Below are 12091 nucleotides of genomic sequence, written 5' to 3' on the forward strand. Positions count from 1 at the left end.
GATCGGGAACATGCGACGCCTCTACCGCACAGAGCTGCCAAGCTCACCAGCACGGCCGCCTGACGTACGACGCGGTAAATCAGTGAGTTGGCCCGGCGGGCACGGGCTGGTGCTGTTAGTCCTTGGGGAGGGCGCGGACTGAGTTGTTGCGTTTCTCGTGGGTGAGCTCGGCCAGTCCCAGTGCTTCCAGCAGCGGTGGGAGGTACATTCCGAACCGTCCGCGGTAGCCTTTCCGCAGCCCGTACCAACCGCCCACTGGGTTCCCGGGATCCCGGCCCCATGCCTCGACGCTGCCTTCCGGGGCCGGCTTCGTTTCATCGGCGGCGCCCAGGGGAACCCAGTCCCCTTGTTCGGTCAGCCACGCATGCAGGTCTTCGATCGCCCGGAGGTGGTATTTCAGGGTGGTTGAGCCCACCTGGCAGACCAGTGCCGGTGGGGCTGCCTCAGGGTCCCGGTACATCTGGTATTCGGATGACCCGGGCGCCGTCACCAGCTGCCACGGATCTGCCATCGTTCCCTCGGACACGAGAACCACGCACCTTCCACGTCGATAGCCTGAGTTTAAGGCCAAAATCGCTAAGTGTGGCGGTGATCAGGCGAATGCTTCGCCCGGGTGCGCGCCGGCAACGGTGGGGCACGACGGCGGCACGCGCCACGCGCAAAAGGTGAGCGCGCGTCGGTGGGAAAGCTGTCGAAGGTGAGCGGGCGTTGGTGGGAGAGCGGCAAGAAGTGAGCGCGCGACTGTGGGAGAGCGGCAAGAAGTGAGCGCGCGTCGGTGGGAAAGCTGTCGAAGGTGAGCGCGCGTTGGGGGATGGGTGGTCGGAAGTGAGCGCGCGTCTTTGGGAGAGCGGTCGAAGGTGAGCGGGCGTTTGAGGGGGCGCACGCTTGACGAGGTCCGCCGGGCCCGCATATCCTGAACGAACGGTCGGTAAATAATTCCGAGCCGCCCGACAGGTCTTTGCATAGGAGCAACCATGGCAGCGCAGAACTTGCAGTCAGTGCCGGCTGAGCTAACCCAAGAAGCGGACGCCGCGGGCCAGGCCCACTTCGACCGCATCATCGCCGAGGACTCCCGGATCGAGCCCCGCGACTGGATGCCGGCGGCTTACCGCAAGACCCTCCTGCGCCAGGTGTCCCAGCACGCGCACTCCGAGATCATCGGCATGCAGCCGGAGGCCAACTGGATCTCCCGCGCCCCCAGCCTGAAGCGCAAGGCCATCCTCATGGCCAAGGTCCAGGACGAGGCCGGCCACGGGCTCTACCTCTACAGCGCCGCCGAGACCCTGGGCCAGTCCCGCGACAAGATGATGGACGACCTCATCGCCGGCAAGGCCCGCTACTCCAGCATCTTCAACTACCCGGCCCTGACCTGGGCGGACATGGGCGCCATCGGCTGGCTGGTGGACGGCGCAGCCATCTGCAACCAGGTCCCGCTGTGCCGCGCGTCGTACGGCCCCTACGGCCGGGCAATGGTCCGCATCTGCAAGGAAGAGTCGTTCCACCAGCGCCAGGGTTTCGAGATCCTGCTGGAACTCTCCAACGGAACTCCTGCGCAGAAGCAGATGGCCCAGGACGCCGTCAACCGCTGGTACGCCCCGGCCCTGATGATGTTCGGCCCGCCGGACGACGATTCGCCCAACTCCAAGCAGTCCATGGCCTGGAACATCAAGCGGTTCAGCAATGACGAGCTCCGCAGCCGCTTCGTGGGCATGATGGTGGAGCAGGTCCGGGTCCTGGGCCTCACCCTCCCCGATGACCAGGTCCGCTTCAACGAGGACACCAAGAAGTGGGAGCACGGCCCGCTGGACTGGCACGAGTTCCAGGAAGTCCTGGCCGGCCGTGGCCCCTGCAACGCCCAGCGCCTTGAGCGCCGGCGGGCAGCGCACGACGACGGCGCCTGGGTCCGCGAGGCAGCCGCCGCGTACGCAGCAAAACAGCAGGCAAAAGAGTCGATGAAGACGAAGGAACACGCAGCATGACACCCCACGGCAACCCGGAACCCCCGGCCAGCTCCGCCACCGAGATCAACCGCGAAGCCCCCAAAGCATCACCAGCGCCGGAGGCGCACCACGACCGCGGAGCGTGGGGCCTCTGGGAGGTCTTCGTCCGCTCCAGCCGTGGACTGAGCCACGTCCATGCTGGGTCCCTGCACGCCCCGGATGCCGCCATGGCCCTCCGCAATGCCCGCGACCTCTACACCCGCCGGAACGAGGGCGTCTCCATCTGGGTGGTCCCGGCGGACGCCATCGCGGCGAGCGATCCCGATTCCAAGGGCTCCTTCTTTGAGTCCCCGCAGGGCAAGGATTACCGGCACGCCACGTACTACACCAAGAGCGAAGGGGTTAAGCACCTGTGAGCACCCCCGAAACCAGCACCCACGAAAACACGGGCCACGGCGACATCTCCACCGGTGTGGCCGGCGGCGACTCCAACGCATCGGCAACAAGAATCACCCCCGGCAACGCCCTGCGCCCGGAGGACATCGCCCTGGAGGTCAAGAGCGGCCTGGTGAAGCCCAGCGGGGACGTCGCCGAGTACGCACTGAGGCTGGGCGATGACGCCCTGATCCTCGCGCAGCGGCTGGGCCACTGGATCTCGCGTGCACCGGAGCTGGAGGAGGACATCGCGCTGGGCAACATCGCCCTGGACCAGCTGGGCCACGCCCGCAGCTTCCTCACCTACGCCGGCGCCGGCATGCCCAAGGAGGACGGTACGGCCACGTCCGAGGATGAGCTGGCCTACTTCCGCCGCGAACACGAGTTCCGGAGCGTCCAGCTGTTCGAGCAGCCCAACGGGGACTTCGCCGCCACCATCGCCCGCCAGTTCGTGGTGAGCTACTACCAGTACGAGCTCTACCGCCGCCTCACCGAATCCACGGACGCCACCCTGGCAGCCATCGCCGCCAAGGCCGTGAAGGAAGTGGATTACCACCGGGACCACAGCAGCCAGTGGGTGCTGCGCCTGGCCGGCGGCACCGAGGAATCCCGCACACGGATGATCCACGGCCTGCGCCTCATGTGGCCGTACGTCAACGAACTGTTCCAGGACGATGACCTGACGCAGCGCCTCGCTGAGACGGGTGCCGCCGTCGCGCCTTCCAGCCTTAAAGGCGACTTTGACCGCCTGGTCACCGCCGTCCTCACCGAAGCCGAGCTGGAGCTCCCGGACGTGCCCGCAGCCCCGGGCGGCGGCCGGTACGGCAAGCACTCGGAGCACCTGGGCTACATCCTCGCGGAGATGCAGGTGCTGGCCCGCGAGCATCCCGGGGCCAGCTGGTGACTGCCATGTACATCTCGGACTTCGAAACCCGGACGCAGACGCCCCGGCAGAAGGCGTGGGACATCGCCGCCACGGTGGTGGACCCGGAGATCCCGGTGCTCACCATCGCGGACCTGGGGATTTTGCGGAAGGTCGACGCCGGCACGGACGGAAGCGTCACGGTCACCATCACGCCCACGTACTCGGGCTGCCCGGCCATGGACGCCATCCGGGACGACCTCTACGCCGCCTTCAAGAAGGAGGGCTACGGGGACGTGCACGTGGACCTGGTCCTGGCCCCCGCGTGGACCACGGACTGGATGACGGAGGCCGGCAAGCAGAAGCTGCAGGAGTACGGCATTGCCCCGCCCAGTGGCCACTCCAAAGCCGGCGGCCACTCCGGCCCCATCCGGCTGAGCCTGGCGGTGAAGTGCCCGCAGTGCAACAGCCTGAACACCAAGGAACTCACCCGCTTCGGTTCCACGTCCTGCAAGGCGCTCTATGTGTGCCAGGACTGCAAGGAACCGTTCGACTACTTCAAAGTCCTGTAAGGAACTCCCATGCCTGTTGTCCGCCAGACCGCCGCCGAAGAGGCTGAGGTGACCGGCCGCCGTCGTCCGTCCTTCCACACCCTCACCGTGCAGGAGGTGCGCCGGCTCACCGAGGACGCCATCGAGGTCAGCTTCCACGTCCCCGCGGAGCTCGCCGGCAAGTTCGACTACCTGCCCGGCCAGTACGTTGCCCTGCGCACCACGCTGCCGGACGAGGACGGCGAGCCGAAGGAAATCCGCCGCAGCTACTCCATCTGCGCCGAGCCGCGCAGCTTCGAGGACGGCACCAGTGAAATCCGCGTGGCCATCAAGAAGGACCTGGGCGGCCTGTTCTCCACTTGGGCCAACGCCGAGCTGAAGGCCGGGGACACCCTGGACGTGATGAGCCCCATGGGCGCGTTCGTGTCCAAGCACGGACGCGACGGTGTGGCCGTGGAGCAGAATGTCATGAACTCCATGAACCACCCGGAGGAGCTGGCGGGGGAGGCCGGGAACTTCGTGGCCATCGCCGCCGGGTCCGGCATCACCCCGGTGATCGCGATCGCCCGGACGCTGCTGGCCGCCAACCCGGAGACCCGGTTCGACCTGATCTACGCCAACAAGGCCGCCATGGACGTGATGTTCCTGGAGGAGCTGGCGGACCTGAAGGACAAGTATCCGCAGCGGCTGGCCATCCACCACGTCCTCTCCCGGGAGCAGCGGATCGCGCCCCTGCTCTCCGGCCGGATCGATGCGGAGAAGCTGCAGCAGCTGCTGGGCACCGCCCTGCACGCGGACGATGTGGATGAGTGGTTCCTGTGCGGGCCGTTCGAGCTGGTGCAGCTGTGCCGGGACACCCTGGCCGAGCGCGGGGTGAAGCCGGAGAACGTCCGGTTCGAGCTGTTTACGTCCGGTAAGCCGGACCGCCCGGAGGGCCAGGCCGGCCGTCCCGTGGTGGTGGACGAGTCCAAGGAGACGTACAAGATCACGTTCAAGCTGGACGGCCTGCAGGGCGAGGTGGCCAGCCCCACACACGCCCGCGAGTCCATCCTGAACGCGGCGCTGCGGGTCCGCCCGGACGTGCCGTTCGCGTGTGCCGGGGGAGTGTGCGGCACCTGCCGGGCCAAGGTGGTTACCGGCAGCGTGACCATGGACGAGAACTACGCGCTGGAGCAGGACGAGCTGGACAAGGGCTACGTGCTCACCTGCCAGAGCCACCCCACCAGCAAGGAAGTCACGGTCGACTTCGACGTCTAACCCGTTTTCACAAGAGGAGCCCCATGATTTCCCTTTCCATCAGCAACGGCATTGCCGAGGTCGTCCTGGACGCACCGCACAAGCTGAACTCGCTGGATGAGCAGGCGCTGCGGGATTTAACCCAGGCGTACGACGACGCTGCTGCCGCCGCCTCGCGCGGTGAGGTGCGGGCGCTGCTGCTGAGGGGAGAGGGCCGGGCCTTTTGCGCGGGCCGGGACATCGCCGGGGTCACCCCGGAGAGCGACGACGCCGCAGCCTACTTGGGCGGGCTGGTGGAGCCGTTGCTGAAGAAGATGGCAGCATTCCCCGCGCCGACGTTCGCCGCGGCCCAGGGCGCCTGCCTCGGCGTCGGGCTGGGGCTGCTGCTGGCCACGGACGTGGTGTACGTGGCGGAGAACGCCAAGTTTGGGTCGCCCTTTGCCAAGCTGGGCGCCACGCTGGATTCGGGCGGGCACTGGTACTTCACGGAGCGGCTGGGCATGCACCGGACGCTGGACCTGATCTACACGGCGGACCTGATCTCGGGTGCCGAGGCGGTGGCGCAGGGCATGTTCAGCCGTGCCATGCCGGCGGCCGAGCTGCTGGACTCCACCCGGGCGATCGTTTCGCGCGTCGCTGCCGGTGCCACCGGGGCGTTCGTTGCCTCGAAGGAGTTGGTGGCGCACATCCGCGACCAGCGCCTGGGCCTGTGGCAGTCCATGCAGGAGGAGAACGAGGAGCAGGCGCGCCTCTGCAAGACCGATGACTACGCGGAGGGTTTCCGGGCCTTCCAGGAGAAGCGCGAACCGAAATTTACCGGGTGACCGTGAAGAATTAAGCCCCTCCTGATGTGCCCAATTTCTACCTGAGGAGGTAGTCGTCGTCTCTGATGACTTTCTTCGCCAAAGGTTCTTCCCGTGGAGCTTCCGATACGTCGGAGTTCTCAAAGGCTTCGTTCAGGGCATCCTCTACGTCGGGTAGTTTGCTCGCCGACTGCTTCGGATCGGGACGGTCCGCCCGGTGGAAGCGGTCCAGCATCGCTCTCAAGCGGTACCTTTCCCTAGCTCGCGCATTGGCTCGCAAGTGGATCTCTTTTTCCGTAACTGCGTCACTTATTGCCAAGAGTGCTTCTTCCTCGGCACGCACCGATTCGTGGTGCAGCCTCGATTTTGCCCGGGCCTTTAGGATCAAAGCTTCGGCGTGTGCCTCGTCATCGACTGCACTCATAAAGGCTGCGTGCCCGGTCTTCTTTGTGATAGAACGGACCAGCTTCAGTACTACTGCCGAAATCTCGAAAGCGAAGATGACCCAGCGCCAGAGGTCTTTCTGCTGAGCGGCAGACTCACTGTAGTAAACGTGGCAGGGTTCGATGGCGTTCGGCGATGCCTCTGCCTGCTGAGTGCCCGTGCCAGGCGGTGTGCCCGTCGAAGTTGAGCTGACGGTTGGATTCACGCAATTGGCTGGCGAAGGAGTCGTCAGCTGCTCCAGGGCTTTCATCCTCAGCAGCAGGCCGGCATCCTCCAGAGTCTGAGGCGCCGTGCTCTTGAGTTGATTCTCTGCTTCGGTCTTTGCTCCACTTTGAACGTAATCACGCGCAGCTCGAACACCGGCCTCGTTATCAATATCTGACTTCTTGGTGTCAACGCTCTGCTGGTTGAGATCTTTATAGGGTCTTACTGCGTTGTCGTAGGCTTCATTAAGCAGTTCTACCTGTTGAGGGCACCCTTGGATGCGGACGGGATAGAGCCGGCCCGCGGCATCAAAGCGGTTGACTGTGTAGTCCCAACAAGCCACACTAACTCCTGCCGCCGCGAGATCTCGAAGCCCGCTTTGCCTGGTTGTCTCTGCTGCGGCGACTGCTGCTGTGGCAGCGACCAGGTCGGATTGCAGCGTTTCCTTGCGCTTCTCGGCGTCATCGATCACTTTTTGTTGCGGCGCTGCCAGGGAGTTTGCAAGCGCGGACACTTTACTGGTGTAGTCGGCGCTGGCAGCAAGTTGATCTACTTTCATTTGTTCATGTATTTCAGTACCGAAAATGGTCAACAGCAAAATCTCGGCAAACAAAAGCGATGTCAGGGATGCAATGATAACCCGAGGCAGGATCTTTAGGGTCTCAATTAAGAAGTTTCCTACCCAACCGAATGAGCGCGACCAATAGTTGCTGTATTGCGTCGGTGAGAAACCTGACGTTGCGTCGGAAACTAGCCACCTGTCAAATCCGAGTATGAGTATAAAATAGACCAATCCCACCACAGCGAGCGGCCCATCGGTGAGTCCCCAAATAATATTGGCCGCCACCGTCAGCGATACGGAACCAATCGTTGCGGAAAGAAGCAGTGAGAATCCGAGCCCAACGTAGTAGTTACGGTCGACTCCCCATCGATTCAAGCGTGCGCGATTGCCGCCGGCTAGGGTTAAGAGCAAATCGCCAAGCAAGTGGAATCCGCCAAGGAACCGGGTATGGAAGCGGCTCATCAGTTTGCCCTCCTCATCGGGGCATCAGGTACATGCATCATGCCTGCCTACTCGGCCGTATCAAATCTGGACGACTTGGCGGGCACCTTGGCTGCAAAGATAACTTGCTGCGATGAACCAGACACGAAAATTCCTTGCCCAGGCTCATACTTGGTCCACGGCCGGTGCTGAAGTGGAACCGAGAGCAGTGATGAGCCCTCGTCGACTTCCAACCGCGGGTTGGGTTGGAGAATTACTGTGGGATGGAAGTTTCCGATCTGATTGGGGCCCAGCCGTTGGTGAGGCATAAACGCCCAAACCAACACTATCCGGTCTGAATCGAGCAATGCCTGAATGACGGAAGGCCATGATGCAGTGTTCGCTCTCTGGTTGACATCGTCAACAAATATCGCGAATCGCCCGCCTATCGAAATAACGGCGCGGGCTCTGAGCAACTTCAGGGCTTCTTCTGCCACGCCGTGAACGTTGTTTCGCACCTCGTTGATCTCTTCTTCGGAGATCACCACAAAGTCAGGGTCAGTTGATCGGATACTTGAAGAGAGGATCGCTACACGCCCGCCGCCGCTGCCGCCACCTCTTAACTGCATTGCAATGGACCGGAGAAGTGATGACTTGCCGGATCTGGCATGGCCGGCCACCAGCAGGGGAGAACGCAGCAGGTCGACCGTGATTGGAGCGCCGGCGATGTCGTCAGTGCCTATGACAATTTCTGACCAGTCACACTCGAAGGTCTCAAGAACAATGGAGATGTCGAGGGCCTCAGGCGCAACGATCGGCCGGTCGAGGTTTTTCAGCTCCGGTGCACTTTGGTTACCCAGATCGTCAAAGAAGACTTGAACAAGGTCTCCATCGGTTGTGTATCCGATGCCCGGTTGCCTTTCATCTACCGGCGTCCCGTACTTTTCGTAGTTCTCCCAGAGACTGATTGTCGAACCTAGATCGGGCCCAATTTCCTGTCCAATACGCGCTACGGAGGACACCGAGAGGGCGAGTGCGATGCCGTAGTCGCGTCCGTAGCGGACCAAGTCGCGAAATTTATCAAACCAGACAGCTGACCTTGAGGCACTCAGTAGGCTCATGAGCCGCTCAAAACCATCGACTAGGAGTAGTACCTGCGGCTCAGAATGGGTGCCTGGCTGCATATTCCGCGAGAGCACACGATGGAATCGGTCGATGGTACGGGTGATTTCCGTGCTGTCTGAGCAGGCGACGAGGTGCCATCCAAGGCCCAGGCGCCGAACTTCTTCTGATAGCGAGCCGCCTCCGTCAACGACAACTACCTGCTTCCGTGTCGTTACAGTCCAGTTCCATCCGAGACTCAGTAGAGAAGTGGTTTTACCGCTTCTCGCCGGGCCACCTACCACAGCTACTCCACTTGTAAAGTCAGCGTGGAAGATGGACTGATCCCCCTGCGCTGGACGATCACGTAGCCCCCACGGCACCGTCCGCATGTGACTGTGACGTTCTGCGGTGTTGTCGAACTCTGGCCGAGGTGTTGGCCGGTGCGCAATCTGCGTGAGAGGAGGCTGCAGATTGACCACGGCTCGCACGCTGTTCCTCTCCACGAAGGACCAAACCTTGCGGATTCTATCTAGTAGTTCTGCTATTTCAGTCGTCGCTGTTGAGGCCTCGGGAGACTGTGCCGTTGAAGCTGGTTCTGGGAATTTCCCCTCCAGCTCCAGCTCCAGCGGTACCAGTTTGACCGTTCTGTCTCGCTTGTTCACACCCGCGGCGACAGGAGCGCCGGCGTACGCCGTCTGGAATTCAAGGATCTTCGCTGTCCCATGCCGGAACAGAGCCCGACCTTGAAGGTGTTTTGGAATCGCCGCCGCTTCCGGGCGCTGGATGATGTTCTCCGACTCTTCGGCGCTCAGGGTTTGCAGAGCGATGCTGGCGTGCACATTCGCTCTAACGCTTCGGTCGACCACGTCAGCCGATGGGCTCTGGGTTGCCAAGACGAGGTGTATTCCCAAGGAACGGCCACGCTGGGCAAGGTCGAGTACCGGGCGTTTGGCCCGCTCATCGGCGTCCTTTACCAGTGTTGCGAATTCATCAAAGATGACCACCAACCGGGGCAGCACCGCCTTGCCGGTAGCGTCAGAGCTGATCCGGGCACGATAAGTTTCGTAGTTGGCCGGGTTGCCGCAGCCCCGGTAAATATGCATTCTCCGTTGAATTTCTGAGCGCAGGAACGCAAGGGCGCGATCCACGTGCGGCCCGTCGAGATCAGTGACGTGACCCACAACATGAGGCAAATCCGAGAAGATCTGGAATGTGGATCCGCCTTTGAAGTCCACGAGGAACAGTGCAACTTCGTCTGGGCTGTGGTGTCGCATGAGAGAAGCAACGAGCGTCTGCAGTAGCTCGCTCTTGCCTGACCCCGTAGCACCGCCGATCAGCGTGTGCGGGCCATGAGTGACGAGGTCGAATTCAAAAACACCTTCCTCGGAGATTCCAAGGGGGACCACCAGGTGCTCGACGGCGGACCCTTCGGTCCAGACGACGTCTGTTACCGCTCCCAGGCTCGACAAGGGCACCTTTGTCGGGATGCTGGCGCTGGCCCCCGTCACGCGGGGATCATAGAGCGGAGCCAGTTGCGACGAAATGCGAAATGCGTCTGTATGGACGCGGTTGAAGAAAACTTCCTGGGACAGCCCTTCGGTGCTGTTAGCCAGGCTGGCCCTGATCGCATCCTCGGAGGCGTCAACATCGTTGGGGATGTGGAGCCATGAGGTCACCGACTTACTGAGCAAAGGGCGTCCTGTCCCCAGCCAGAGCAGGTGTACCGCGCCTTTAGAGGCCTCAAGCACATCCTGTAACAGTCCCTGATCTAATTCCGCAGATTCGTGCACTACAAGAACAGCATGGTGTCGTAAGTTCTCTGTTCGCTCCTCTCGCTCTTCGGACAACAATTCGAGGAGCGAGCGGAGGAATGCGTTCCCTGCTTCGCTTCCCCGGGTGATCCGGGTGGCAGGCATTAGACGCGATCCAGATCGAATGTGTGGAAGCCATTTCATCCACTCAATAAGTTCGCTTGTCTGTGTGCTTCTCGGCCCCAGAAGGGCAAGCGCCAAAACACCGGGCGAATGGGAGCAAACCAGCTGAAGGATTGCGTCCGTGACCGACGCCCGCACTTGGCTCCAAGGGCCGATGATGCCGTAGTTCTGCTCGGATAGATTTACGAGCGCTGGAACATCCCTGAGATTCGGCCGGACATACTCCCGCGTGATGATGCGGTGGGCGTTCCCGGCCAGCTGGCGAAACTCCCGATCGTTGATGTCCACGCCCGGCTCCAGTTCTATCTGATACCGGCTCAGTGGTTCCATGTCCCCAACGCGAATCTGTAGGAAGTCGGGGTCTATGTGGTCTCGTACCCATAAACCGCTGAGTCGACGGTAGGCCTGGAGCGTCCAGTATTCAGTCGGGGGAGCCTGGATCCGCAGTTTCATTTCTTCAACCCCAGCAAATTCGGTGAGCTTTTCAAACGCATCACCGCTGGTTTTAAGCCACTCCTTGGTTGCCTTTTCGTGTTCCCGCTGCTGGCGCTTGGAAGCCGATCGCCACGTCCACCAGATCGGTATCGCCACCAGGGGACTGATGAGAACGAAGGCCCAATAACCAGAAAAGACAGCAAGGCCTGCGGCCATAACCAGGCTCGTCAGGACCGGAACAAAATCGAGCTTGGGCGCCTCGGGAGCCTGCGGGCGCTTGGCTACTCGGCGGTAGCGCTCCGGCAACGCTTCAAGCCGGGGAAACCCTTGACGTGCACTCGGCTCGAACTTGACTCTGCCCGACCGAGGGTGGGCAGCCAGGCCCTCGTAGGATCGAATGGACAAAATGATTCGGGGATCTGATTCGCCGTGCCGTGTCAGTTCAACGATTGCGCCGGGGGTCAGTTTGTGTTGGCCCGCTTTTACCCTGTTGCCGCTTATCGATACCACGCCGACTTCGTCCGGAATGTCGACCAGTGCGTGCGACCCCATCGACGTAACACCGATTTCACTCGTTCCGAGTAGCTGATCATCAACTATCACGTCAGCATCGAACGAGAGCGCACCGTAAGTGACACGCCGGCCCAAGGGTAGCTTCACAACTCTGCCCTTTTGCGTACCACGTTCATCCACCAGGTATAGGGCATCCGAGTCGGATGCATCGTTGAGCTCTTCGTCTATGACCAGGTCCGATGCATTGCGGTCGACGCGTGGCTGGGTTCTGTCTTCAAAGAACAGACAACTTCCGTCCGTAAGACCGCAGTGCATTAGAAGCCCGGTCTCTGGAAGGTATCCACCCCGCATGACGCTCACGCCGAGGTCGGTCTTGGTGCTCAGGCTCTGGTAGTAGAGGCCCATCCTCGAATGAGACTGAACCTCAAGCCACTCCGGGGGAACCACCGAGGGATCCTGCTGTAGGGCCTCGATGAGTTCCCGGACGGTCGAATCGGCCAGGTAGGTGACGTGTCGATCGACTGATACCGTGCCAGCGGCGCTTGAGAGGTTGACGTCGAACCTAATGTTCAATTCGAGCACTTGCTGTCCATCGGATTCATGCTGCAGCAAGGGTTTTCCAATCTCGTAAAGAGAAATCAGCTCTTA

General features: G+C 61.9%; 9 protein-coding genes. 6 read left to right on the forward strand and 3 right to left on the reverse strand.

Annotated elements, in window-relative coordinates; all coding sequences use genetic code 11:
• Nucleotides 1–115 precede the first annotated feature (115 nt).
• A complete protein-coding gene (locus QRM95_RS07365) occupies nucleotides 116–511 on the reverse strand; it encodes a DUF6855 family protein (protein WP_502934943.1) in 396 nt (131 codons plus the stop codon).
• 463 nt (nucleotides 512–974) lie between these two features.
• Between QRM95_RS07365 and paaA the strand changes: the two genes are divergently transcribed.
• From paaA to QRM95_RS07395, 6 genes are read left to right on the forward strand one after another with little or no spacing between them, the layout of a single operon-like run.
• The gene (gene paaA / locus QRM95_RS07370; RefSeq protein WP_285247144.1) at nucleotides 975–1979 is read left to right on the forward strand and encodes a 1,2-phenylacetyl-CoA epoxidase subunit PaaA; all 1005 of its coding nucleotides are present in this window, start codon (nucleotides 975–977) and stop codon (nucleotides 1977–1979) included.
• Nucleotides 1976–2356, forward strand: coding sequence for a 1,2-phenylacetyl-CoA epoxidase subunit PaaB (gene paaB, locus QRM95_RS07375; RefSeq protein WP_285247145.1), 381 nt, complete (start codon nucleotides 1976–1978; stop codon nucleotides 2354–2356). Before paaA ends, paaB begins: the two co-directional genes overlap by 4 nt.
• On the forward strand, nucleotides 2353–3279 hold the full coding sequence (gene paaC, locus QRM95_RS07380) for a 1,2-phenylacetyl-CoA epoxidase subunit PaaC (protein ID WP_285247146.1): 927 nt from the start codon (nucleotides 2353–2355) through the stop codon (nucleotides 3277–3279). Before paaB ends, paaC begins: the two co-directional genes overlap by 4 nt.
• 5 nt (nucleotides 3280–3284) lie before the next feature.
• Nucleotides 3285–3809: a 1,2-phenylacetyl-CoA epoxidase subunit PaaD gene (paaD, locus tag QRM95_RS07385; RefSeq protein WP_285247206.1), complete on the forward strand. Its 525-nt coding sequence runs from the start codon at nucleotides 3285–3287 to the stop codon at nucleotides 3807–3809.
• Nucleotides 3810–3818: 9 nt separating this feature from the next.
• Complete coding sequence (paaE, locus tag QRM95_RS07390; protein WP_285247147.1) at nucleotides 3819–5045, forward strand: 1,2-phenylacetyl-CoA epoxidase subunit PaaE; 1227 nt, start codon at nucleotides 3819–3821, stop codon at nucleotides 5043–5045.
• 23 nt (nucleotides 5046–5068) lie between these two features.
• The gene (locus tag QRM95_RS07395; protein WP_285247148.1) at nucleotides 5069–5848 is read left to right on the forward strand and encodes an enoyl-CoA hydratase/isomerase family protein; all 780 of its coding nucleotides are present in this window, start codon (nucleotides 5069–5071) and stop codon (nucleotides 5846–5848) included.
• 37 nt (nucleotides 5849–5885) lie between these two features.
• Here the strand turns inward: QRM95_RS07395 and QRM95_RS07400 are convergent, their stop codons facing one another.
• Nucleotides 5886–7499, reverse strand: coding sequence for a DUF4407 domain-containing protein (locus QRM95_RS07400; protein WP_285247149.1), 1614 nt, complete (start codon nucleotides 7497–7499; stop codon nucleotides 5886–5888).
• Between the two features lie 47 nt (nucleotides 7500–7546).
• A complete protein-coding gene (locus QRM95_RS07405; RefSeq protein ID WP_285247150.1) occupies nucleotides 7547–12055 on the reverse strand; it encodes an FtsK/SpoIIIE domain-containing protein in 4509 nt (1502 codons plus the stop codon).
• Between the last annotated feature and the right edge of the window lie 36 nt (nucleotides 12056–12091).

Source organism: Pseudarthrobacter sp. efr-133-R2A-89, assembly GCF_030209315.1.
In the GTDB taxonomy this organism is placed as follows: domain Bacteria; phylum Actinomycetota; class Actinomycetes; order Actinomycetales; family Micrococcaceae; genus Arthrobacter.